This window comes from Bradyrhizobium sp. Kon10 (genome assembly GCF_055807395.1).
The window spans coordinates 27,639-52,071 of the sequence record NZ_JBVVOZ010000043.1 but is presented as its reverse complement, the minus strand read 5'-3'; the positions used below and the strand labels follow the sequence as shown (position 1 = coordinate 52,071).

At 58.2% G+C, this 24,433-nt stretch carries 12 protein-coding genes and 7 pseudogenes; 9 read left to right on the top strand and 10 right to left on the bottom strand.

Translation table 11 applies throughout. The features are described from left to right. Positions 1-227: pseudogene (locus AC0L2O_RS33190) on the bottom strand (acyl-CoA dehydrogenase); the annotation flags it as partial. A 454-nt stretch (positions 228-681) separates the two neighbouring features. Between AC0L2O_RS33190 and AC0L2O_RS33185 the strand changes: the two are divergent. Next, positions 682-1,968 (top strand): aminotransferase class I/II-fold pyridoxal phosphate-dependent enzyme, encoded by a 1,287-nt coding sequence (locus tag AC0L2O_RS33185; protein ID WP_473372706.1) that lies wholly within the window; start codon positions 682-684, stop codon positions 1,966-1,968. A 354-nt stretch (positions 1,969-2,322) separates the two neighbouring features. Further along, a complete protein-coding gene (locus tag AC0L2O_RS33180; protein WP_473372705.1) occupies positions 2,323-4,698 on the top strand; it encodes a CaiB/BaiF CoA-transferase family protein in 2,376 nt (791 codons plus the stop codon). Positions 4,699-4,991: 293 nt separating this feature from the next. On the opposite strand, the pseudogene AC0L2O_RS33175 reads toward AC0L2O_RS33180, so the two are convergent. Both AC0L2O_RS33175 and AC0L2O_RS33170 read right to left on the bottom strand, forming a co-directional pair. Then, positions 4,992-5,283, bottom strand: a pseudogene (locus AC0L2O_RS33175) (transposase); the annotation flags it as partial. 132 nt (positions 5,284-5,415) lie between these two features. Next, a pseudogene (locus AC0L2O_RS33170) lies at positions 5,416-5,922 on the bottom strand (transposase); the annotation flags it as partial. Between AC0L2O_RS33170 and AC0L2O_RS33165 the strand changes: the two are divergent. Next, a complete protein-coding gene (locus AC0L2O_RS33165) occupies positions 5,867-6,085 on the top strand; it encodes an integrase core domain-containing protein (protein ID WP_473372704.1) in 219 nt (72 codons plus the stop codon). The pseudogene AC0L2O_RS33170 and the gene AC0L2O_RS33165 sit on opposite strands and share 56 nt — an antisense overlap. 805 nt (positions 6,086-6,890) lie before the next feature. Here the strand turns inward: AC0L2O_RS33165 and AC0L2O_RS33160 are convergent. Next, a complete protein-coding gene (locus tag AC0L2O_RS33160) occupies positions 6,891-7,130 on the bottom strand; it encodes a hypothetical protein (protein WP_473372710.1) in 240 nt (79 codons plus the stop codon). Between the two features lie 1,573 nt (positions 7,131-8,703). Between AC0L2O_RS33160 and AC0L2O_RS33155 the strand changes: the two genes are divergently transcribed. The 4 genes and pseudogenes from AC0L2O_RS33155 (at position 8,704) to AC0L2O_RS33140 (ending at position 11,678) form a co-directional block, all read left to right on the top strand. Next, positions 8,704-9,027, top strand: a complete 324-nt coding sequence (locus AC0L2O_RS33155; RefSeq protein ID WP_473372703.1) for an NAD(P)-binding domain-containing protein — start codon at positions 8,704-8,706, stop codon at positions 9,025-9,027. 208 nt (positions 9,028-9,235) lie between these two features. Then, positions 9,236-9,367 (top strand): hypothetical protein, encoded by a 132-nt coding sequence (locus tag AC0L2O_RS33150; RefSeq protein ID WP_473372702.1) that lies wholly within the window; start codon positions 9,236-9,238, stop codon positions 9,365-9,367. An 803-nt stretch (positions 9,368-10,170) separates the two neighbouring features. Continuing rightward, a pseudogene (locus AC0L2O_RS33145) lies at positions 10,171-10,425 on the top strand (copper resistance D family protein); the annotation flags it as partial. 65 nt (positions 10,426-10,490) lie between these two features. After that, the gene (locus tag AC0L2O_RS33140; RefSeq protein WP_473372701.1) at positions 10,491-11,678 is read left to right on the top strand and encodes a CaiB/BaiF CoA transferase family protein; all 1,188 of its coding nucleotides are present in this window, start codon (positions 10,491-10,493) and stop codon (positions 11,676-11,678) included. A gap of 214 nt (positions 11,679-11,892) precedes the next feature. Here the strand turns inward: AC0L2O_RS33140 and AC0L2O_RS33135 are convergent. The 3 pseudogenes from AC0L2O_RS33135 to AC0L2O_RS33125 form a co-directional block, all read right to left on the bottom strand. Then, positions 11,893-12,610: pseudogene (locus AC0L2O_RS33135) on the bottom strand (DUF72 domain-containing protein). Positions 12,611-12,801: 191 nt separating this feature from the next. Beyond that, positions 12,802-13,047, bottom strand: a pseudogene (locus AC0L2O_RS33130) (isocitrate lyase/phosphoenolpyruvate mutase family protein); the annotation flags it as partial. Between the two features lie 25 nt (positions 13,048-13,072). Beyond that, positions 13,073-13,689: pseudogene (locus AC0L2O_RS33125) on the bottom strand (IS256 family transposase); the annotation flags it as partial. Between the two features lie 1,301 nt (positions 13,690-14,990). Here AC0L2O_RS33125 and AC0L2O_RS33120 point away from each other — a divergent pair. After that, positions 14,991-15,329 (top strand): PLP-dependent transferase, encoded by a 339-nt coding sequence (locus AC0L2O_RS33120; RefSeq protein ID WP_473372700.1) that lies wholly within the window; start codon positions 14,991-14,993, stop codon positions 15,327-15,329. Between the two features lie 1,258 nt (positions 15,330-16,587). Beyond that, positions 16,588-17,313, top strand: coding sequence for a helix-turn-helix transcriptional regulator (locus AC0L2O_RS33115; protein ID WP_473372699.1), 726 nt, complete (start codon positions 16,588-16,590; stop codon positions 17,311-17,313). Between the two features lie 3,098 nt (positions 17,314-20,411). On the opposite strand, the gene AC0L2O_RS33110 is transcribed toward AC0L2O_RS33115, so the two are convergent. From AC0L2O_RS33110 to hisC, 3 genes are all read right to left on the bottom strand, one after another. After that, on the bottom strand, positions 20,412-20,741 hold the full coding sequence (locus AC0L2O_RS33110) for a hypothetical protein (RefSeq protein ID WP_473372698.1): 330 nt from the start codon (positions 20,739-20,741) through the stop codon (positions 20,412-20,414). Positions 20,742-22,027: 1,286 nt separating this feature from the next. Continuing rightward, the gene (locus AC0L2O_RS33105) at positions 22,028-23,056 is read right to left on the bottom strand and encodes an LLM class flavin-dependent oxidoreductase (RefSeq protein ID WP_473372697.1); all 1,029 of its coding nucleotides are present in this window, start codon (positions 23,054-23,056) and stop codon (positions 22,028-22,030) included. A 177-nt stretch (positions 23,057-23,233) separates the two neighbouring features. Then, on the bottom strand, positions 23,234-24,310 hold the full coding sequence (gene hisC, locus AC0L2O_RS33100; protein ID WP_473372709.1) for a histidinol-phosphate transaminase: 1,077 nt from the start codon (positions 24,308-24,310) through the stop codon (positions 23,234-23,236). Positions 24,311-24,433: the final 123 nt, after the last annotated feature.

Sequence of the window (24,433 nt, the reverse complement as noted above, 5' to 3'; positions counted from 1 at the left end):
CCGCGGAATTCGTCATCCTCATGCTCGTTCGGCGGCATGAACATGTTCCAGAGGCCTTCGGCCTTCGCCTTCTTCTTGAGGTCTTCCAGCACGGGAATCACCTTCCAGCGTTCGCCGCTGCGATCCTGCTCATCATAGATCGGCACCGCCGGGCGCACGTGCTTGGTCATGAAGGATTGCACGCGGTCGAGCCATTCCTTCTGCTTGGGCGAGATAGTGAAATCCATAAGAGCCTCCTGAACTTTGAGAATGTGGCCCGCAGTGTTGTTCTCCATTCTTTCCTAGCCGACAAATCTATACTCACCAAGCATTGCAGAAACTGGACATACACCAAAGAACGCCCACGACCCATGCTGAGATACCAAATCGCTTTTGTCGTTCAAGGAGCAGAGTAAGGGCACTACAGCCCGTCACTTGGACACCGTCGCGAAGACACACCGACCTCTGGCCAGCGCGCGATCGTTTCTGATCACCTATACATCGCGCGGCGCTTCGATCTAACCAACCCACCTGACTTAGTAGCTGCACAAGTGACGTCGGTAGTGTTTGGTAGCCAGTGCGGACGAGAGAGCTGTCCGCAATGTCTCGCGCTGGATCTTAAGTCTCGGCCGATTTCGTTAGACCTCACATTGCGCCGCGCTTATCGAGGGCGACTGGTTCGCAGATGGAATGGAGAATGCAATGCAGCAACAAAATGTGCTCTCTAGTGGTGGTGGGCGGACCGGACACTTTCGTAACACCGCCTACGTGATAGAGGAGAGCAGGAGCTATTTCGATGCCGCGCACGCGGCTGGCCTCATGGGTATCCATGGACGCTCAACGATCGGACGGGCTTTTGCTTTGGGTTCCGGCCCGCTTGACAGCCGACCACTGGTACTTGATTTCGTGCGGTGCTCCTACTTGGGCCTCGACAACCATCCCGTAGTCATCGCTGGTGCGATCGAGGCGATAAAGGCGCATCGATCATTGCATTGGTCCTGCGCGCGAACGCGGCTCAATTTCGACCTCCTGGCGGAACTTGAAGCAACTCTGTCAGATATGTTCTGCGCGCGCGTGCTTACCTATTCCACCGTCATGCTCGCCAATTTAGGCGCAATGCCCCTCCTTGCATCTGGTCAACTAACGGGCGGACGGAAACCGGTCGTAGTATTCGATCGCTTTGCGCACGTCTCGCTCGCCTATCATAAGCCCGTGGTCGCCGATGAAGCACGGGTCGAAACGATTGCGCACAACGACATCGACGCTCTCGAACGCCTGTGCCGCCAACATCCGGTGGTAGCCTATGTATGCGATGGAGTGTACTCCATGGGAGGCCATTCGCCAATCAACGAACTGCGTCAACTTCAGGAACGCTATGGGCTCTTTCTTTACATCGACGATGCACATGGCACATCGCTATTTGGACGGCACGGTGAAGGATTTGCTCGCTCCCAGTTTCCGTCCGGACTCGGTGACCGGACGATCATAGCCGCCTCACTAGGCAAGGGGTTCGGCGCATCAGGCGGCATGTTGATGCTCGGGACTTCCGACCAGGAGACTTTGTTCCGACGGTATTCCGTCCCCTACGCGTTCTCGGTGCCTCCCAACCTAGCGGCAGTTGGAGCGGCGCTTGGCTCGTGCAAGATTCACCGTTCGGAAGAACTCGGTCAGCGGCAGAGGCGCTTGGCGCAACGCATAAAACTCTTTGATCGTCGGGTGGTAACTGCGGAGCAAGGCAATTCACTTCCGATCAGAATGATCGCCACCGGATCAGAAGCCAAGGCCATTGCAGTCGCAAGAGAGCTTCTAGATGCCGGGCTCTATACGTCGGTGACGTTCTTCCCAACCGTTGCGCAAGGAAGAGCGGGGATACGAGTGTGTATTACGGCCGATCATGAGGCTCGCGATATAGAGCGGTTATGCGACTGCGTCTTGGAAAAAACCAATGACATGGCCGTGGGCCTCCATACGGACCAGCCCGTTCCGTGAGAAAATGGTGACGCTCGCGCGAATAGTTCGTACACGCTTTATGCACAACATGAAGGCCCGCCGCCTTCCCGATCGGTCTTGAACTTCGAGGCAGGTGATTACTTTCCAGGCCACGGTCATTGGCGCGAAGATGAACGACTCAGAGCTTGTCCCCGGACGTACGAAACGCAAGCCACCCACGTGTCGCTACTTGTAAGCCGCGTCATCCTTCGCGCATCGATAATATCCGATTGCGTAACAGGCGATGATTCGTGGCCGCAGCATGGTTGGAACTTTGGAATCACGATGGGAATACTGTCAGGGCTGCGAGTCGTTGAGATCGGAAGCTCGGCTACGACAAGTTATTGCGCACGATTGCTCGCCGATTTTGGCGCCGATGTTCAGAAAGTCGAGCCACCCCTAGGCGACCCACTTCGCCGCAGCGCGCCACTGACACCGAGGGGCCAAAGCGCGTGGTTTGCGTTCCTGAACTTCAATAAGTCAAGCGTCATCATCGACCCGGACGACCAACACGCGATGACGAAGTTAATGGCATTAATCGAAAACTGTGACATTCTGATTGACGGCCGCGATGTCGATCCCGCAGATTGTCGGTCCATTGATGTCGCGACGATCCGGCAGCGTCGCCCGAGCTTGATCTGCATCGAAGCGAGCTGGTTCGGCAGCGGGGGACCCTACGCAGGATTCGCGGCAACTGATTCGACGGTACGTGCTCTGGCCGGGCTCATCAAGCTGGTTGGACCGATTGAGGGTCCGCCGTTGTACGCTCCGGATTTCCAGGCGGCCATTCTTGCGGGCCTTTGGGCCTTCATCGCCGTGGCATCTTCGATTTTTGCGCGGACGCAGGGAGGGGCAGGCCGGTCGTGGTCGGTCAGCATTTTCGAAGCGAACCTCGCTCTCAGCGAGAATCATATGTTCGAAGCCGATGCTCGGGGCGAAATGACACGTCGGCTCGGCATTAATCGCTTCTGGCCAATGTTTCCGGCAGGCATCTACGAAACCAAAAAGGGATGGCTCGGAGTTACAACGTTAACTTCCGCACAATGGCGCTCATTCTGCGATATGCTCGGTCTATCGGAGTTACGTGACGATCCAGGTCTGGTGCTCAGCGCAGATCGCTTGCCATACATAGACCAGATCGAAGGACAGTTTCTGCCAAAGCTTAAAGCTCGGACGGCGCAGGAATGGTTCGTAGAGGGACTGCAACGGAAGATTCCGATCGTACCTGTACCCGAAATATCGGATCTGCTACTCGACCCCGAGAAAAGCGCGCGTGGCGCGATTGTGCCTGTGTTGATTGGCGAAGAAGAGGGCATAACCGTGGGTTCGATGCAGCGGCTGACCTTGACGAATCCCCGTCGAGGCGGAAAGGTTCCGGCTCCCGGTGAGCAGCAGGAGCTCGCAACTAGCCGAACAAATTCCTCCTTCGCAGTGGAGGGTTCGCCTGGCTGCGTCGCTCCCAACCGGCACCCGTTGGCTGGGGTTCGTGTAATTGACTTCACGATGGGCTGGGCGGGCCCATTGTGTACGCGCACGCTCGCCGATCTTGGTGCAGATGTTATTAAGATCGAGGCCATCCAGCATCCAGACTGGTGGCGCGGCGTTGACAGCCGGGCCGCTTACGTCCACGGTCAAATGTACGAAAAGGCGGTGCGCTTCTGTATCATGAATCGCAACAAGCGCGGTATCACACTCGACCTAACGCGCCCGCAAGGCATCGCTCTCGCAAAACAGTTGGTTGCGCGAGCTGATATTGTCGTTGACAATTTTTCTGTTGATGTCCTGCGAAAGTTCGGGCTTGGTTACGACGTGCTTAAGGCGCTCAATCCGCGCCTCGTGATGATGTCGATGTCAGCCTTTGGTTCGAACAGCGTCCATCGCGATTGCCGAGCTTACGGATCGACTCTCGAGCAGGGATCGGGATTACCGAGTGTAGTCGGCAATCCCGGAGGGTCACCCACTATGAGCCACACCGCCTTCGGGGACCCGGTCGGTGGGCTCAACGGCTGCGCCGCGGTTCTGGTCGCGTTGATTCACGCCCGCACGAGTGGCCAGGGGCAGTTCATCGATTTGGCGCAGATCGAATGTATGATGCCGTTCGCTGCGCCATGGATCACGATTCAGTCGATCGGCAGTCCTCCGCCGATAAGATACGGCAACCGACATCCTCAGTTTGTGCCGCACGGGTGCTTCCGGTGTGCGGGTGTGGACAACTGGATCATGGTGGCCGCGACAAATGACGACATGTGGCGGAGGCTCGCACTTCTTATTGGCCGGTCAGACTGGGCCACCGATGCGTCGCTGAAATCTGCAGAAGGTCGCCGGGCTGTTGAGGACGTCATTGAGACAAGTATCGCAGCCTGGACGCTCACCCGCGATGCGGACGAAGCGATGTTTGAGTTGCAATCCGTTAAGATTGCTGCCGGCGTGGCGCGGCTACCAGTTGACCTGCTGAAGGATCAGCATCTTAGGTCGCGCGCGTTTTTCCAAAATATCCAACGCGCTTACATGGGCTTGCAGCCGCAGCCGTCGATGCCGATTCGCGAAGGTGCAGGCCGTCCCTATGCGATCCGTACGCCGGCACCGACGCTGGGACAGCACAACGGAGAGATCCTGTCAGACTTACTCGGTCTCTCCGAAGCGAACATTGCTGAATTGGGGAGAGAAAGGATCATCGGTACGGCGATGCTCTCCGAAGGGCAGGTCGAAAAAGTAGCGCAGGGAACATGACAATCGATCTTACGAGTTAGATTGCCCAACACATCAGAGAGACGGCGGAGCACCCTGCTGATCATAAAATGTGCTGCCGTGAACTCGGACCAGAATCTGAAAGTTCCGTGCGTCAAGTTCAGCAAAAGTGATCACGGGGTTCGGTCGAGCCATCGCTCGGAGCCGCCGTCGCACGCTGCCGAAAGCGTAGCGCTGACGGAACGACGGCGGCGGAGGGGGGCGTGCATCCTCTTGGTGGGCCTGAGCATCGTCAGGCCGCTTGGCGTAGTGAAGGAACACAAGAAGGAGGCACGCTCGACGTTCAAGGCGCGCACCAGCCGCGAGCGGCTCTCGGCATTGGGGAAGATCTCATGTTGGTTGACTTCATGTGCTTGCGGTGTGCTAGTGGCAGGGTGAGTGCCTCCTCGATGTTCTCTTCCACCCAGCCGGTGAGGTATTTGCCACCCTATTTGCCGAATCAGGCGGCAAAATCGCGCCGTACCTACGAGAGGTCGCGCCGGTCGTACATCCATCTGAGCTCGAGCAGGCAATCGTCATCGACCTTACGGGGGACATGTCGAGGGCGTTGCGCAGGAAGTGCGCATAGGGGGCGTTGAAGAAGTGGCCAATAGATTTCGCGCGATGCACAACCAGCCCCCGGCATGGCCCTCGCGTCAAAACCCGCGCCACAGCGCGATTTGAAGCCGCAAACGCACTATGAGGCACAATCCAAGGCAGAATAAGCACACGGAGAGTGGCTGACAGCCATTTGAGGTTGATGGCGGCGGCTGTCAGGTAGGCCCGGATCTTCATGTTTGGCAGACCACGCCGTATGGCGCGCGCCAGTCCGTGCCAGGTCTTGGCTTCTCCCTGGAAGCCGTCGGAGCGCCAGCGATGGGGCCGATAGAGCAAGTCGGTCCTGTCTGCTCCATCGCTCGCGACGGCGGCGGGCGCGGAGCAGTGCAGGATAATCGTCACCGATAACGACCGCTTCGTTAACTGCCCTTTCGATAAAGCAATCGCCCTCGAGCGAACACCGGGCACAATCCTCCGCCTTCGAATAGAAGAAACGGCCGTGCTTGATTAGTCGCGCGGGGGCTTTAGCTGCATCAGGGCGTCGATGCCGCGCCGCTCGAGCGCACCGTAGACTTTAGCGGAGGCACAGCCGGCATCCGCGGTGACCGTCTTGATGAGCCGTTCCGGCAATGTCTGGGACAACGCGGCGATGGAGAGCTTCTTCTCGTCGCTCCAATACCGAACGGGCCGAAGGCAAAACGTACAGGACCAGAGACCAGGCACGAGCCGATGTGTTCGAGACATTGAACGATTTTACAACACGATCCGCAGGCACTCGACCATCGCCTATCTCAGCCCGGTTGAGTTCGAGCGCAAGGTGGGATTAGCTTAACTCGGTCTCCATCAAACCGGCGGCGGCTCATCCTGATCTCGGGAAGGTGAAAAGTATTCACCGCAGATCATCAAGACCGATCAGATCGCGTTGTCCGAAGTAGCACGAATGACTCTGACCGACGTTGACGCTAGCTCGATTGTGGTGGCAGCGCAGCTCCGGGCATTCCTGGGGGCACTGGCCGACCAGGGCTTTGTGCATTTATTAAGCAGCTCCCAGACGTGTGTCTCGCGGTCGGCGAACTGCTCGATCTGAGCTGGCTAATGCATTTCTTCTGCTGAACATTATGTTTCTCTGCCGCGAGTCCGATGCAAAGACCCAGCAACGTGGCGGCGGGGCTGCGGGCTCAAGTGGTATAGGGGCGACGCCGTAAAGGTCGTGCCGTGGTGGTTTTGCCGCCAGCAAGAAAAGCTATGATGCGCTTAGTTTCTCACGAATCGACAACATAGGCGGCTGCGCCAGCCCGCCTCGCACTGAGGAGATTTCATAGCGCCTCGAGGGGCGGGCGAGTTCCCGTCGGATAGGCTAGTGCGGCGCGGCCTGTCCGGTGCTCTTACTTCAAATAGACCACGCTGGGTAGCGGCAATGTCGCGATGAGCAAGCAGGAAGGGGCAGTCACGCCGGTACATCCGTCCCTGCGTCGTCGCTTCGATCAGCAGCGATGCCTTATTCCTCGGTCAACATTCCGTCGTGAATGAGTAGCCGGAGTAGCCGCGGCTCCTCAGCCTATCACGAGGCCAAGGTCGCACAATTAAATGATCTGTACGATGAATTCCCACCAAGGGGGGTCGTCGGCCTACTCTCTTCATGTGGTTCGTGAGTTGGTCCGAATATCGAGTTCGATCTCCCGCGTCACCTCGATGATGCACTCTGGATGGTGGCCGTTCTCGACAAGAGCATATTTCAAAGCTTGGGCTCGGCTGACAAAAAGGCCGCCAAAGGAGCCCCCTTGTTCGCGGGCAACCCAGTTGCCGCGCCGGTTCCTGCCAACAAAAACAATCGGCGGTGCCGAGCCAGGCCAAGGAGCCGCTAAGAGCTGAGTCATCATGTCTCATCCGTAACCTGGCGGTTCAGGTTCGTCAGTCGAGTTGCTAATAGTGATCACCGGTTTCCAAGTCGTGATCGCAATTGTGACCTAGCTGGCATGACGCCTCTCAACGGATAGGTAATGTCGGACATCGGATCGACCGTCTGCGGTCCATAAGTTGTGGCTCTGGCCGCCCACCACAGAGTTCGGCTGCAGGATACGTCAGACCTGGGCCGAGCTCTCCTACGAGTTCTGGGAGTCAACACGGAGTTCGGAAATGACTAATGGCTTGCTCTGCCGCTGCATGGCTTGCTCTGCCGCTGCTTTAACGCATCGATCCGATCGATCCTTAAGGCCTAGGCGCGTGAAGAAGGTGCAATCGACACCAAAGCAGCGGGCCACTCGCCGGCTGGCAGCACTTCACAAACGAAAAAAGATAGAGATTTACCGTCTCGAAACCGTGTGTTCAGAACGACGCTTGCAGCTCACCGCGCCCGTTGTCTTGCAGAACGCATAGGATCTTGCCTAGCGACGCACCGGCGCGCGCGACTTTTCACGCGTTTTCTGCGATTGATCTCGATTGAGGTAGCAGAGCCAATTGTTAGAAGTCACACCAGCCCATAGACCGCCGAGCTCAAGTGGCTTTGGGCCTATGCCGCGGACGACCGGCCATGGAGCGGCGCGGTCCGCCGGTAGGTGCCCATGTCTACCGGATTGATCGAGCTTTCCTTCAGTTACAAGCGGCTCCGTAGAGGACCACCTGCCCATACAGCAACCGGCAAAAAGCGCCTGCCGGTTTGAACGGAGCACCTCTCACAGAGCAGAGCGACCGATCTGCCCAGCCATCCGGAAAGCGTGCCAATCAACGAGTTGGCGCGCCGCCAAGAAGGGGCATCGTCGATCATCGTGGGCAACCATATAGTCGACCCTCTTCATTTCCAATTAAAGCGAATTGGATCGTCGATGATTGCATCAACGATGTGCTCGCCTTTGAAAGCCGCACCACTCAATACAAATCCATGAGCAAAGAAGAGCGGCTTGGTCTACACATGCAGCAAAACAACTAAAGCCGGCGTCAACCTTTATCATTGGCGATATGCCGGTCGAAACGCATATCGCACGCAAGCTGTGACTCATAATCATATCGATTACGGGCGGAGTCGTTTCGGCGTCGCGCTTGCGCGCGGCGGGTCCTTGCTACAGGATTAACAGCCATCATGAGCTGCTGCCAATCTTGCAACGGCGCTGATTTTTCGGAATGCGTAAAGCATGATTGACAACGAATCACCACTCAACGTCGCTCCTAAAGACAACGAGGCAGAGAATAGGCCTTATCGGAGCTGGAAGCATGGGAACCGGTATTGGCATCAGCCTGTTCCTTCAAGAAATCGACCTGCATATCAAAGTCAAAAAAGTCGCTTCGGTGCGGATCGCTTGACTGGTGCAGGTGCCCACGAACATCCTTCGATCGCTGAGCTGGCCCGGCATGTAACTGCCAATCGTGTTATCGGCGCCTTCCAGCCGCGACGTTGAGGCAGTTTGCCTTGGGCCAGATGGGTTGTTCGTCCATATGCCCCAGGAGGTTTGATAATTGACTGCTCCACGTCGTTATCCTGCTTCGACGGTCGCACTGGCTGAGCAGGCTCAAAAACGCTGCCTAAGCTTTGTCGATGCTCCAGTAACGCGGAGCCCTGAACACGCAGAGCTAGGCCTTCTCAATGCAATCGTCGGATCGAGTGAAAAGCATTTCCCTGCCGCTGAGGGCATTCTGCCGCATTTTGCGAGACCGTTCTTTCACGTCGGGGATATCGGACAAGGTCTTAAGATCAAGCTTGTTTACAACAGAATGACTATGGGGATAGCGGCGGTAGCCCGGAGGTCTGCAAATTTTCATCCGGTGTTGACGATCTCGTAACCCTCCGCTCTCTGGTTAGTCGGGGTTCCACTAGCAGCGGAATATTTCAAGCCTTCGTGGCCTTCTTGTTGAAAGAAACCTGGAGTTTTCGCAATTTCAAACGCAAATTCCGCAAAGAAAGGTGAGCTCACATTAACTCATCTGTCCCGCTTCAGGATGATTTCCGAAGTTGGCCTTGGAGCGCCGGCTCAAACAACGAGCCCTGTGGGTGGCTAATCCTCTCGCGGTCGCGGTAAGAGACCTGTTCCGCGCTATCGAACGCTTTGCCACTGGCGCGGTACTGCGTCACATCTTTGTCGAGCTTGCGAAGACGGCTGCCGCCGCAGCACCGGCGCAGTAGGCGATCGCTCGCTCAAATAGACCCAAGATCGAGGGCGAGTCAGCTGTTTCGGCTTAGAATCTGGTTGATATCGGTTGCTCAAAATTAGTGACATCCGCCAGGCATGAGCTGTGGGTCAGCTTAAGTTGGCCCATGAAAGTGGCCAATGACCTAGCTAAACAAGTAACAGGAGTGAATGAGGACGAGGCACGGTTCTATGGACGGCTGTTCCCCACAAGAGCTTTTTGATAAAGGCAGGCGGCTCCGTCAAGAATCGTCAACTACCAGCATCGTCAGTTGCCCCCGGGATGACCACCATGCGAGAGCTATCTTTAACCGCTTACATGTCGAGGGCAAGTTCATGTTTTCAGAGCTTGAGAACGAGTGCATAAACCGGAAAGTCGAAAGGCTCAATCTTCCCAAGTCTCGGATCGAGCACTTCGCCCCAGTTAGCTACGCACAAGCCGGACAAGAGGTTAAAGGAATGTTGGCTGCAAGACTCTCCAAGAGCCAAAGATCTTGGGAGAGCGTGTTCTATGTCGAGATCGGCGCTAGTCACCCCATCTCCACCTCGAATACCTATCTTATGTATCAAAGAGGAGCGCAAGGTGTTCTAGTCGAACCCAATCCTGAATTGGGAGCGCTGATCCGGACAGCGCGTCCGAGAGACGTTCTCGTCCCGTCCGTTGTCCTTCCAACTTCACGCGCGTCTGCCACCCTCTTCATCGGAAACGCTCATGAGTTGTCTTCTTCGAATGAAGCGCATATCGAGAGCTTCGGAGACTTCGACGGCCTAGAAGGTGTGCGAGAGCATATCGAGGTGAGCGCTGGTGTTTTCCCTGACCACCGCGCTCGGCGGCGCGCTCCTGCTGACGCATTCCCATGCCATCGCCAACATCAAGGACCAGCTCCTGATCGAGATGAGCCACACGCCGCTTGCGCTGTGCGGGATCGCCGCAGGCTGGGCACGCTGGCTCGAATTGCGGCTCGACGGCCGCTTCCGCAACGTCGCGGCGTGGATCTGGCCGGTCGCCTTCATCCTGGTCGGGCTCATCCTGCTGGACTACCGGGAGGCCTGAGCGCCGGCCCATCTTGCCGCGGCGACCGTTCCCTGTAATCTGCAAAAACAACAGGGAACGGTGCGATGGGAGGAGTTCTGGAGGGCGTGCGCGTGCTCGATTTCGGGCGCTATATCGCCGGGCCCTATTGCGCGACATTGCTGGCCGAATTCGGCGCCGAGGTCATTCGCGTGGAGAAGCGCGACGGCAGCGAGGATCGCTTCGTGGCGCCGGTCGGCGAGGGTGGCGAAGGCGCGCTGTTTCTTCAGGTCAACCGTAACAAGAAGTGCCTCACGCTCGATCCGATGAAGCCGGAAGCGCAGGAGGTGATGCGCCGGCTGCTTGCGACCGCGGACGTGGTCGTCGCCAATCTGCCGCCGCAGACCTTGCGCGCGATGAAGCTCGACTACGATTCGCTGAAGGCGATCAAGCCCGACATCATCCTGACGACGGCCACCGCGTTCGGCGGGCCGGGGCCATGGTCTGACCGTGTCGGCTTCGACGGTGTCGGCCAGGTGATGTCGGGCTCGGTGTACATGACGGGCGCCGGCGATCCGCCCTACCGGGCCGCGGTCAACTGGGTCGATTTCGGGACCGCGCTGCATTGCGCGTTCGGCACGCTCGCCGCGCTGATCGAGCGCGGCAAATCCCGGCGCGGGCAGATCGTCGAGGGCGCATTGCTCGCAACCGCCTTGTCCTTTACCAATGCCACGCTGATCGAGCAGGCCGTCATTAAGGTCAACCGCGTGCCGACGGGCAATCTTGGCCAGACCGCCGCGCCCGCCGACATCTACCGCACCAAAGACGGCTGGGTGCTGTGCCAGGTCACGGGGCATCCGCTGTTCAAGCGCTGGGCGAAGCTGATGGGCGAGGAGGAGGTCTGGCTGAACGATCCGCGCTTTGACGACGACATCAGCCGCGGCAACAACGGCCCCGTCATCAGCGAGCGGATGGCGCGCTGGTGCGCCGAGCGCACCACGCAGGAGGCCGTCGACACGCTTGGCAAGGCGATGATTCCGACCGGGCCGGTGCTGAGCCCGCAACAGGCGCTGGATCATCCGCACATCCGTGCCGCCGGTTTCCTGCAGGACGTCGATTATCCGGGCCTGCCGAAACATGCGCCCGTCGCGCGCGCCGCCGTCCGCCTGTCGGAAACGCCCGGCGAAATCGCGACGCGCCCGCCGACGCTCGGCGAGCATACCGACCGCGTCCTCGCCGAGCTCGGCTATGATGCGGACGAGATCGCTGCGCTTCGGCAGAGCGGTGTCATCTAACGGGATATCATTCGGTTCCGCAGACTGCGGGTGCTTCACCTCTCCCCGACGGGGAGAGGTCGGATTGCTATGACGCGCAATTGCGCGGCGTAGCAATCGGGTGAGGGGCCGCGGCACTGGAGAGACCTCGACCCCTCACCCGGAACGCAACTTCGATGCGCTCCGACCTCTCCCTTCGGGAGAGGTGAACCGAGCCCTGCGCGGGCATCTAGCATCACAGCAGCTGCTTCAACCCCTTGGCATCGGCGGGTGCGGCGCTCTTCTGGTCGTTGTCGAAATAGACGTGACGTCGCAGCCCTGCCGCTTCCACGACTTGATGCGCTTGGCCCATTGCGCCAGCGTAGCTTTGGTATAGTGCCCGTGATAGCGCCCGCTTGGCCCGTGTCCGCGCACATAGACGAAATCCGCCGTGCGCTTCCACGGCGCCGGCGCATCGTGATGATCGGACAGGCACAGCGAGATGTTCTCCTCGGTCAGCATTCGCAGGATGCGCCGCTGATACCAGCTCGGATGCCGGAATTCGCAACTGTAACGCCGTTTCCGGGACAATAGCTTGAAGAACGACGCGAGCCGGTCCGCGTTTGCCTCGAATTGCGGCGGCAGCTGGAACAGGACCGGGCCGGCCTTGCCGCCGAGCCTGGCGATGCGGTCCTCCAACAGCTCGAGGCTGTTGACGGAGCGGTCCGACAGGCGCTTCGAGTGCGTGATGAATTTCGATGCCTTCCAGGCGAACACGAAATCGCGCCCGGTCTGCTCGCGCCATCCCGTCACCCGCGCGTCGGCGTGCGATAGAACACCCCGTTCAGCTCCGTGGTGTCGAACTGCCCGGCATACTAGCGAAGCTGCTGTTTCAGCGTCCCGTCCTCGGGGAAGAACCGGCCGCGGCAGGAGGCGTAGTGCCAGCCCGGAGTTCCGATCAGAACACGTGCCATCTTTCACGTGCCATCCGTTGCCATTTGCCGGAGGGAACGTCCGTGCGGCCACGTTTCTCGTGAGCATCAACGCAAGGACCGGAACCGATGTGCGCGCTGTTCGAAGGCAACAAGCAGATCGGCAATCCCTTTGACCGAGAAGGTGTGGGAAGCCGCCTTGCACCGATTCCGGCGCGGGTGCGCTCGATGCCGATAGCGGCAAGCGGGTGCCGCTCACCAATGAGCGAGTTCAGCTTCGGGAAGCAGCTGTCCTCAAGGGACACGCCAGCCGCCCCAACCTGATCAAGTTTGCGTGCGAGGAGGCGAGCATTGTTGAAATTGCCGTAGCCGCCGTCACCGTCAACGAGCGCAGGTAGCTCGGTTGAGTCCATTATGCGTTCGACCCTCTGAACGAGCTGGCTCCATGAAGCTTCGTTGGCATCGCGATGGGCTATCGCCAAATTTTGGTGACGGCCGGGCTGGTCAGGCGGCGGCGGTTATGGGCTTACGGTCGGCCGGCTTGGCGATGACCTCGATCCCGTTGTTGAATGTCACACCGAGAACGAGTTTTGGCAACTGGTTATGACCATCGAGACGGCGCCAGGTTCTCTGCGCGCCCTCGACCAGTTTGAAGACCATCGCGAGCGCGGTCTTGTTGGATAGGCAGCCCTTCGACCGGATCGTGCGGTGGCGCACGGTAGCGAAGGTGCTTTCGATGGGTTGGTCGTGCGCAGGTGTTTCCAGTGCTCGGCCGGGAAGTCATAGAATGCCAGCAGCGTGTCCCGATCCTTAGCGAGGCAGTCGGCCGCCTTTTCGTATTTCAGCGCGTAGCTCTCGATGAAGGCGTCGAACGCCAGCTCGGCGGCGGCCTTGGTTTCAGCCATCCAGATCTCCTGCAACGCGCGCTTGGCCTTCGGCTGCTGGCTCTTCGGCAACTTGGCGAGCACGTTGGCCGTCTTGTGGAGCCAGCAGCGCTGCTCGCGCGTTTTCGGCCAGACCTCACCGGCCGCCTTCCAGAACCCGAGTGCGCCATCGGGGATGACGAGCTGCGGGGCCACGTCGAGCCCGCGCCGCTTCAGATCGAGCAGCAGATCGCGCCAATCATGTCTCCGCGAGGTGGGTACGACGCGTACGGAACAATAAACGACGCACGTTCTTGCCAAACTTGTCAAGCAGTCGAGGTGAAATTTCGTTCGTATCGCGTAGTGGTGAGCCGCCCGCATTGTTTGTGCCGCCGGCAGAGCATCAAGCCGACTAAATCGGAGATATCCTCTTTACGGCATGAACAGGGGCATGTCTTGGAAGCGTATCGTATAACCGCGCATGAGGCACGCTCATCCCATTCGAATGGTGCCGATAAGGACGTGATCTCGCCGCACCACAGCGCCCGAGTCGGTTCCAGCGTCGAGGCTCATTGCACCTCGCCGGCTACGATGGCAACGCTCTGCTTGCACTCATCAACTCGATGAAGCCAAACATCGTCCTGCCTTGATCCGACATCTCGTCGGCTCGTCCTCCACGACCGCCTTGAAGTCCCGGTTGGATGCAGCAATCCGAGCATTTTGCTCGGCTGGTCAGCTTCCGGAAAGTTGGACCTGCAACCGTGGCGTAGAGGAGATGGCTCTGGCTGCTCTGCAGCTGCATCGAACGCAAACATCCTCAAAGGAATTTCACGAGAGCGTTCGAATCCATGGCGCGCTCGACACCGCAACGTTGGATTCCAGCAGTACATCAGGCGCGACCCAGCAAGATGAAACCTTAGGCCAAGCGGACTTTGACCTGCACCTGCGCGATATGCGATTGGAGCAGAAGCAACAAGGAGGTGCACTTCATTCCGATGTGGTTGTGTCGGGCGAGGTGGAGGAGCGTCTCGATACGGTCAACCAGAAGTCCGAAATTAAGCTGGTCGTCAGGCTTTGGAGCATTTCTGGCCAGACGAGAACCAGGTGCGCGGCGTCTGGCGGCGCACCACGCATGAGAGCGATGGTGGCCAAATCCCAAAGTGGGAAGCCATCCTCGATGTGGACGCCTTGGCGGTCGCCGAGAACAGAAATTGGGTCTTCGAGGTGCCAGCTGCCTTCCGCCTGAAGAGCGCCTCTGCCTGATTAGTCTTTCTGATGGCGGCAAGGATGCCGTGTCCATACGATAGCTCGATCGACCGCGAAGACCTTCGTTGCGGACGTCTCCCAGAGGCCAAGCAGGACGTCAGCTGGGTCGATGGTAACACACTCCTTGTTGCACGGGACTGGGGCGAGGGGACTTTGACGCAAGCTGGCTACCCCTTTGTGGCGAAGGAGCTCAAACGCGCTCAGTTGCACAGTGAGGCTCGCGAGATCTTTCGTGGCGAGCCCACCGACAGTGAGACGCTGCCCCGTGCTTCGTGACAGCGAGGGTCATATTCATGCGACCGGCGCGGTCCGCGCAATCAGCTCTTTCGTGTGTCCGAATATGTGGTCTGGTGCTGAAGCCGATGTCAAAGGCCCAACTTTCGGTTTTCTTCCCGACACTGCGGCTTTTTAGAATCGGATGGTCGTGGGGCGGATATGAAAGCCTTGTACTGCCAGGAGAGCAGCCTAAACGAACAGAACCCATATTTTCGTTGGACGGACCTCTGATCCGCACTCACGCGGGCATCGAGGCGGCGAGTGATCTCATCGCGGATATGCATCAGGCGCTGCAAGCAGCCTGCGAACTCTCAGTGAGCCTGGCTGCTCACCAGCATCAGAGTACGATCGGATGACTTCAACAAGGCTAGCAATCGCGAAGAGGAGACCGATAAGACGCTTGAGAAGGTGTCCTTCGATTGCATTTGACTTTAATAGCCTCGTGATTGCGTGATAGCACCTGCGCGGAATGTGTCACCGCCCAGCCCGAGCCGACCTTGCTCGACGCCGCGCCGAAACACCGAATCCCGTCGGGTAAGCTCATTGACTACCGATCCCGACTGAGCGGCCACTCTATGCGACCAGATCAACTTGCTTGCCCCTTGTAGTCGACCGTAAACAATCGACGTTGACGTTCTCTAGCCGACACCTCTTAGCTCATCTGGGTACTACACCGGAGGAGGTTCACAACCGGCGTACAGAGTTTGCAAAAGCGCAATCCCATCTCGATCTGATCCCGGCTTGGCCACATGGAACGATTATGTGGCGCCGAAACCGTCCATCTCGACGTTCTCGAGGTGCGAACGTCATACCGGCGCGCCCAGTCGTTGTGCTCCTGCTATGGCTCGACAGCAACACGCAGACGAAATCCCGATACGGATCGCGCGAGCGGTGTGGCTTGGCGCTCATCTGCGGGACCAGCGAGACGTCGCTGGTGCGGCTAGCCTGAACATGCGCCAGCGGACGCGCGCACCTGAAATCCGAGTTGTGCAAGTTGGATCGCAAGCGCCGCTGCGTATCGCTATCCAGCGGCAGCGGACTCGTACGAGCCCGTCGTGCGGCAGTCTCGAAACCTGGTGTCCCGGGGATGATAGGCCAGTGCGAAGCCGCTGCAGTTTTGCTCTGTGACCGCGCCCTGCAACCTTCGTCGAGCAGCAATGTCGCACGCAAGGCGGGAGGCTGGCCAAAGTTAAACATCTTAGTTCGGCAGTTTGCTGGTGCAGAATATGATGCCTTGCCAATATTGCCAGCAGGCTGTCGCACTTGCGACGAATGTCGCAATTGCGACAGTGATCGTCGCGCTGGCTAGAGCCGGTGTCTCAAACTGCTTGTCATTGGTGCGAGATTTCGCGAGCGCATTAGCTGGTACGACACTTGCTGGATCAAGTTCAGGTCCGTCCGCCCGGAAAGAAGCACATGTACAGTCGCTCCATCAAGCGAGTATCCGACCGGGAGAAAGAGCGCTCTGCAGCGCGTGACGAGAGGTATGCTTGTCGCATTCGGTCGAGAACTTCGCAAGCAAGAGGAGCCCGAAATGGCGCCGAAATCCCCTCAGACAGGTTCAGTGAAACCACGCAGTACTGGCCTGCCTAAGTCGGCGGCGCGAGGCGCCAAATGGACTTATTTAGCTTCGTCGAATGTGCAAAACAAACGCGATCTCTCAAGGCGCTGTTCGATCTGCTTGTGAGCTGTTCGAGCGAACAGGGGTTCAGTCAAGTGGCTTACGGGTCACTGACCGACACGGGGCCGACTCGCCTGCCAGAGTATCTCCGGGCGGCAGTGACGGTGAACTTTCCTTCCGATTGGTGCGAGCGCTATTCTGAACGCGGGTACAATGCCATTGACCCCGTGGTTCGGCGGACGACGATGCTATCGGCGCCGTTTCTATGGGATCGACTCGCCGACCAACATCAATTGCAACCGGGCGAAACGCGTGTGTTGAATGAGGCCAGAGAGGCCGGCCTGAAGCATGGCGTGACCGTACCACTGTTTGGACCATTCGGACGGCTATCCGTCGTATCGTTTGCGTCCAGCTTCGACGATGCCGACCCTGAGCATCGTCTCAGTCATCTCAACGCATTGGCTTGGCAGTTTCATCATGCGTTTGCAGAGATCGCGCCTTCATCGGAGGGCAGATGCCAAATGCAAGTGGCTCTATCCGAACGAGAGAAGGACTGCCTCCGGTGGGTCGAACAGGGAAAATCATCCTGGGAAATCGGGGTGATTCTAAAGGTCAGCGAGAATACCGTAAACTTTCACCTCAAGAACGCAATGCGAAAGCTGGAGACGAACAGCCGTACCCACTGCGTCGTCAAGGCGATTCGCCTTGGTCTTATTTGAATTGACATATGCGACCCAGGGAAGCGAGCGACGTCATTTCTTGACAATAGCTGCGACCGGCGCGCTCACTCCGATACCGATATCGCCTTAGATGTAGCCGCTGTTGCCATAAATAGGCGGCAAGTGGGTCGTCCCGATCGTCATCGGTAGGCAAACGTATTCTGCCGATGGTGGGCGGTCGTGGGTCGAAAGTGGAAGAGGTTTACACGAACTCCGCTAGTCCGACGCGGGCTGGACATGAGGGCGGACCATTTGCCGCATCGTTGATTGCGTACGGTCAGAGTGATTTTCAGCGCAAGCGTAGTCATTGGCGCGTAGCCCGCCCCTCGACCCCGTGCTGCTGCCCGATCAAGGATGAGCGCACATGCAACGGGCCAAGACATGCACGGTTGGATGTTCCTCTTGCCGGTGAATCTCGGCCCAATCGAGCCGGAAACCTAAGCGCACGATTCTACGGACACGCTCTCTAGGGGGTAGCCGCTATGAACGTGACGCTGGTGGGCCCCCAGAGCAAGGAGAGGCCGTCAGCGCCAGGTGCCAACTCGAACAGCAGCATCACAGAATACAGTCCTCGTCTGCCGGGTTCGGCTCGATTTGTGACATTCTCGCGTATGTGAGCTCTTCGGGGTCGGATCCGCGACGACATACCTGCCCAAGCGTCCCGGAACGTCATAGACCGCGTATGGCTCCTGTACAGCAGACCAACACGTCAAAAAAACGGCCCATGGGCCGGGGCTTGTATTTCGGCATGGAATAAGCCCTTTGGATGCCGATCGGGGTCCCAGTCCGGGTCTGACGCAATTTCGATTGGAAGTGAGTCGGACCCCCAGTCCAACGCCGATTGACATCAGGTTGCGGCATTGCAGATCATCTCCCACCGTCGCAATGCTCGATCGCGTGGGCACGCAGGTAACTTAGGGTGGATGAAACGCGGGCTGCTGATTTCAGCGGACTAAGCGCACCGCAAGCCAGATGATACCCAGCCACACGGCAACCGAAAAGAGCAACGCGCTTTGCAACGTCCTTGCTCTTATCCTGTGACGCCATCGAAGGAGCTGCGATGAGCAACCGGTAAAGCGCCGACCCCGTACTACAGCTATGACCTCATCGTAATCTGTGAATCGGAAGTGAGAGCGATGCTTACGAATATATGCCAGCCGCTCGGTGGGTGAGAGGCACTGTGCCCACACCTCCCATGCCTCATCATCAAAACACGCGCTATTTTCAAGGACTTCGGCGAGGCGCTCGTCAGGCTTCATGATGCATCCGCTGTACTGACCATCGCGGACCGAGTTCTACGAAGGAAGCCTCGCCTTCGAAAGCTCTCACTTTAGGTAGGCCAGTTCAGCGAATCGAACTCGGCCAGGAAGCATTGGTCACGGTCAACGTGGCGTTGATCCTGACGCGAGATGGAATTCGAAGTCATAAGGGCTCTGGATCCCTCTTCTCGTCCAGCGCGGACCGGGACGGGCATCGAAGTGCTGTAGATGCTGAAGGAGAGCGAAGGGTTTCCATGTCGACGCCGTCGCAATCGTGCTCGCGGTCGCATTCAGTTTAAGCGCTAGCGCGCGTGCCAAACATATCTTCGCCGTGGGTCGCACCAGCGCTGATTGCAATTCGGTCCGGCATTGGCTTCCGCACATCCTAAGATCACACAGATGTATGTTGTCAGGCTGGGGCCGGTCGCGAATCGACCGCCGCCGAGCCGATGATCCGAGACCGGTCGACTCGCAGTCTTCACCGCGCAGTGTCGCGGGTCAAACTGGCACGCTACATCGTGTCGTTGAGACCGTTAGCACGCGAGCGCGCGCGTCGCCTCCGCTCTGCCTTGCGAGTCTGCACCGACGAACCGGCGACTGAGGACGTTCGCACTGGCGCGGCGGATCGGCCGTCTCCTTGTTCGAGCAAGGCCGAATGCGGCGTTAGGAACCAGGGCGCGCGGGAACGCGGAGCGGCGGCGGAGCAGAAGTGCCGGAATGAAAGAGAGCACCATAGAGCCGGGCGTGCTCACGTCGTTTGCGAGAACGCCAGCTGCGCACAGCATATCCTAATCCAAAGCCGCCGAAGAAGATCATAGTTAGAAAAAGGAGTGCTGTTGCCATCTCGATGTCTAATCCGGAGGATTGCTTTAATGTGTTACGTCACCTCCCGCCATCGGTGTTTGACTAGTTGATCGGCCCGAGGCGGCGGATGCCTCGTTCCTACAACGTGACGCTACGTCCGATTCAAGTCCCTTTGGCTACTCCAGCCAAAATGCATTTCAGCTAGATTTGGCCTGCAACAGCAGTGTGCGCGGGACAGGCACAGTCTGCCGCGCGGAACAGCCCACGCCGTGATCGTTGCAGGAGATAACATTCGTGATGGCTGATACGCGTGTTTGATCAGAGTGCTGCGCTTCTCTCGCCGGATTACCCCACCGGCCGGGGGCAACGGAGAAGACTTTCGTTCGGAGCTGAAACGTGGACGAGACTAGTCATCTCATTGCGCAGTCGGCGTGCTATTACGACGCCTGGACTATTTGTGTCGGGGCAGCCGCAGGCCGTCGCACTGCAATGCAAGGGTTGCCGCACTCATCCTCTGAAGCGTGGTCGTGATCCAATTGGTCAGGCGCATACCGAAGAATGGGTCAACATGCGATCTTCGGTCGGTGAAGGTCATCTCCAAGCCACAAGCCATCGCACGAAAGCGCAAATCCTGGATGCTTGAGCTAAATCAACTCAAGCACTGCCTCCGAACAGAGTTGAGCCCACGCCGCTGCCCGATGACACGAGCGGCCGGCCCTTTCGATGAATAAGCGCCAGAGCTGAGGGGAATCGCATATTGGCTTCGACGAAGAGGACGTTAAAGATGGCCAGAGAGAGCCTGCTTCCGGATGCTTGAGACAAACCGGAGCCTGCGGCATTTTTGGCAGGTTCGAAGCAAGCCCGCCGGCACAGGGAGACATTAGATTCATCAAATAGCGAGGTCGCTGTCGTTCGATTACACGAGCTTCAAAGCTCCTCAGGAGCTCAATCGAAGCGCCTCGGCTAACATCAACCATGCACGCCAAGTGTTGCGGCGAGCGATGGGTGAGCGGCATGGATCAATGCATCTTGGGATTAGCGCTGCAGAGTACTGACTCGGCTAAGCGGGTCCTGCGTGCGGCGCCGTTCGCTCGCCATAAACATTCTCATCGCAAAATCGAGCGACCTGAATGCTCGGTCGCGGACTGCCTGCGACAAATCGGGAGTTGCGTCGATCGCAGCGCGCGCGTCGGTCACAATCTTATCTTTTGCGGAAAGAAGCTTTGCGTCCAGTATTACATGAAGCGTATCTCGCATGTCCGGTGAGATCGAGCTGTCGCCATCGATCAATTCTCGAAATTTCCAAAACATACGCTCGACTGCTACCATCGACCCGAGGACTGACATCAGTCTTGGTGACATCATTGGCCATCTCCTTCTCCAGCCAGATTCTGGCGAAAATCGCAGCGAAATCAGATCTGTCCCTGTTTGACACCGGCGCGCGAGGCGAGCGCGTACAGGCGAATGACTGGGCTAATTGCCTCCGACGCCACAGAGGGCTTGAGCCGGACCTTCAAGATATGCCTCAGGGGAACTCGCAAAGAGTGCGATTGCGAGCAAAGCATCCTCTCCTGTGCTCGAGGCCGTAAGCTGGGCACGTGCGGTGGCTCACCTTCAAGACCGAGGGTGTGCGCCGTTTTATGTTGCCACAACATTGCCAGCGAATCGGACTTGGACGTCTACTGCCGCGCGACCGCGCTCTTCCGGTTGTTCACTCGGCTCGCTCTGTTAACCAGTCGATATCCACTGAGTGATCCCGGTCACGCAAAGGTGGTCATTCGATATCCCGGTGCCCGGGCCCGGCGCGTTTTGTGATTGCATGGGTGCATCGAGATCGAGCCTCCCGATCTGTCCACGGTGTGTTGGTCGTGCGCTACGTTGACCTCGATCGATCTCTAGAGTCTTCATCGCCGTCCTGTCGAGCCCAGAAGAGATACCAACTTAACACGCACAGATCATTTCCATGTGCCGGATTCCGTATCTCGGATTGATTCATCCCGTCTCTCTTACTGTTCTCGTCACTGCACGGCTATGCTGTGCAAACCGTGCATTTCACCCACCAACGGCCACCGCGTTTCTCCGCGCGCAACTTCCCGCGGCGGATCCGAGAGAGCACGGCTTCGGGGCTTATGTGGTTCATCACTGCGAACCGCTGAACAGTGAGGCAGTCCTCATCGAGAGGTCGCGGGGTGCTAATGCCGTGCGCGGCCAGCAGAATGCGCAGCGAAGCCAACTCCGCCAGCACAATCTCGAGCTTACACGCGATCTCCTCCGTCTGGGCGGAGCGCTGCCGGGACCGCGTCACGACAGGGCCGCTCGGGCGATAAGCCACACGTTGGATTCGTGTGGAATGAGATCGAGGAACTGGCGCGCCAAAGCGGGATCAGCGTGAGCCAACTCACCTGTCCAAGCAAACCACTGCTCCGGCAATGTCAACGCACGCAAAATGAGGGCCAGGCCAATTATTGCTGTCAATCCTCCTGTTTGGTGATGTAGTCGAAAAGGTCGCATACGCGTACAAGCCATTTGAATCATGAGGGCGCGGCCTTATCGATGATCGATGCATTCGGCTGCGGTACTCATTGGCCTCGGTGTTGCCATTTGTTTGTCGGGTCAGGCGTGAACCGTTTGGAATCGCTGTTAGGTCACCGTCATCGCTCTGCCGCTATGAGTTCGGAGTGAATCGCAGTTGCGGTGTTGAGGCAGGCATCCAGTGACAGGGATCCGAAGGCGAGCTGGCAAAGGAGATAGTTGGCCCCAGCCTCTTCCAGGTGATCGAGAAGAGTGTGACGCACCGAAGCGCGGGTTCCGACAACGCACAGTTCACTCTCAATTGCGGCATCCAAGGTCAGGGGCAGGTTGGATGGAGGCGGGATGTCATTGAGCTCGTACAGGAACTTAAAGTTCTTGAGCCATGTTTCGTAGGCTGGCGCCGCGAGGGAGCGGGCCGCTGCATCAGAGCTGGCAATTACAACCATGCGGAGCAATGCCAGAAATGGTGCTGCACTATTGGCATCACCCTTCACGTTTCGATTGGCGCGATAGACATCGGTTATCTTGCGAACCGCAGAAGAGGGGCCCATGCACGCGAGATTGGCGCCATTTGCCGCCGCCCAACGGGCTGAGTCTGGCCGATTTGTAGCAATCCATGTCGGGGGACAAGGATGCTGGTGAGGTGAAAGTGTCAAGGGAACGTCGCTCAACGCAAAATGTTGCCCTTCGTATGAGAGCGGACCGCCATTCATCGCGCCAACGAAGATTTGGGAAGCTTCCTCGTAACGGCTCGAGGCAACATCGGCTCCAACCCCAAAGTAGCTCAGTTCGATCGGTAGGGATCCGCGACCAAGACCGACCTCAACTCTGCCGCTGCTCAGGTGATCCAACATGCAGATCTCCTCGAATGCGCGCAGCGGGTGGTAGAGGTTTAGCAGCATGACCAAGGGACCAACGCGAAGTCGCCGTGTGCGTTGTATGACGCTCGACAGAAACAAGTTCGGCGATGGACCCAGTCCATGCGGAGTGCAATGATGCTCCGCCAGATGATAGGCGTAGAAACCGAGGCGGTCGTAGGCCTCCGCCAGGGTAAGGCGGTCAGCGTATTGCCGGGTGATATCGCGGCCGTCCTCGTCAAGATGATCAAAGATCCCGCAGGTCAGGTTTGAGGGAAGAACGTTTCTCACTCAGTTATCTCCTATATAGACAGGACCGTAGCCCCGCCGGGTTCCGGGGGTGCAAAAAGTGCTCGCTCGCAATGCGCCGGCTCGACAAAACTGACTCCAGCCGCGTCGCGAAGGTGCATCAGGTGTTCGTCAGGATCGATTACGTGCGGGGATCTGTGACATGCGTTGAAGGGGCCACTAGCCACGGCGTCGCACTTTCCTAAGAATGATGCCGACTGCCGCCAGAAAAGCATCCATCTGGCGCTTTGTACCGATGCTAACCCGAATGCACTCTTCCAGGCCGCCATCCGGAAAGAACGCAACAATGACTTTCTGGTCTTCCAAGGCCGCCTGCCACCATCTGCCACCCTGGCCAACCGGCACACGGGCGAGGAGGAAATTCGCCTGGGAAGACGTTACAGAGAATCCAAATTCTGAGAGGGCGGCCGCTACGCGCTGCCGCTCAAGCCTGACGTGGCGATGGTTCTCCTCGAAGGCGTCGCGATGCGCCAGGACGCTTATGCCCACCGCTTGAGCGACCACATTCATGTTGAAAACATTCTGGATGTTGCGAAGCCGCCCAATCAGCTCGGGATGGCCGAACCCGAAGCCGATGCGAATGCCAGCGGCGGAATAACTCTTGGAAAACGTGCGCAGGACCAGAAGATTCGAATGGCGCTCAACAAGGCGTAGGCCGTCCTCAGGTGCGAAATCGACATAGGCTTCGTCCAATACGATCAATCGGTCAGATCGTATAACGAGGCGTTCAATCTCTGCGAGCGAAACAAAGGTCCCGGTCGGATTGTTTGGGTTGGCCAGCAGAATGAACTTGGCATCTTTGGCGGGACCGAAAAGCAGCTCATCCATCGGCAAGCGGTCAGGCTCAGACCAGGGGATTTCAATGAAGCGAGCCCCTTGCAATGTGGCAAGCTTGCGATTGAATGAGAAGCCGGGCGACATCATTGCGATGCAGTCCCCCGGGGCAAGAAAGGCTCTGTAAATCAGACTGAGCAGTTCAGACGATCCATTCCCAGCCATCACGCGATCAGTTGCGATGCCATAGGCAGCTGCGGCCGCTTGCCTCAAGCTGACATTGTCGTCTTCCGGGTAGCGGTATTGCAGCTCAAGAGCTGCAATTGCGCTTCGCATCACGATGTCCGGCAAAGGAAACGGGTTCTCATTCGTGTTCAGTTTCACGCAACCATTGTCCGGGGCGGGCCGCCCAGACGGTAGAGCATCCAATTCGCGAGCCACCGGCGAGAGCGAGGAAAGCATAGTCTGCAGCTTTGCATCCAAAGTCGTGTTCTCCCTTTTGTCGACGAGAGTGGTTGAGGGCGTTCGTCGAGCCTACGTGGTGCGTGCACTATCTTCGGATCCGCGAAGCGCGAAGCGTGCATG

Bases quoted from the DNA above. Each gene is read 5' to 3' on its own strand.
- AC0L2O_RS33185 (WP_473372706.1), top strand. From the start codon at position 682: ATGCAGCAACAAAATGTGCTCTCTAGTGGTGGTGGGCGGACCGGACAC.
- AC0L2O_RS33165 (WP_473372704.1), top strand. From the start codon at position 5,867: ATGAGCCGTTCCGGCAATGTCTGGGACAACGCGGCGATGGAGAGCTTC.
- AC0L2O_RS33160 (WP_473372710.1), bottom strand. From the start codon at position 7,130: ATGACTCAGCTCTTAGCGGCTCCTTGGCCTGGCTCGGCACCGCCGATT.
- AC0L2O_RS33140 (WP_473372701.1), top strand. From the start codon at position 10,491: ATGGGAGGAGTTCTGGAGGGCGTGCGCGTGCTCGATTTCGGGCGCTAT.
- AC0L2O_RS33120 (WP_473372700.1), top strand. From the start codon at position 14,991: ATGCGACCGGCGCGGTCCGCGCAATCAGCTCTTTCGTGTGTCCGAATA.
- AC0L2O_RS33115 (WP_473372699.1), top strand. From the start codon at position 16,588: ATGGACTTATTTAGCTTCGTCGAATGTGCAAAACAAACGCGATCTCTC.
- AC0L2O_RS33110 (WP_473372698.1), bottom strand. From the start codon at position 20,741: ATGATGTCACCAAGACTGATGTCAGTCCTCGGGTCGATGGTAGCAGTC.
- hisC (WP_473372709.1), bottom strand. From the start codon at position 24,310: ATGCTTTCCTCGCTCTCGCCGGTGGCTCGCGAATTGGATGCTCTACCG.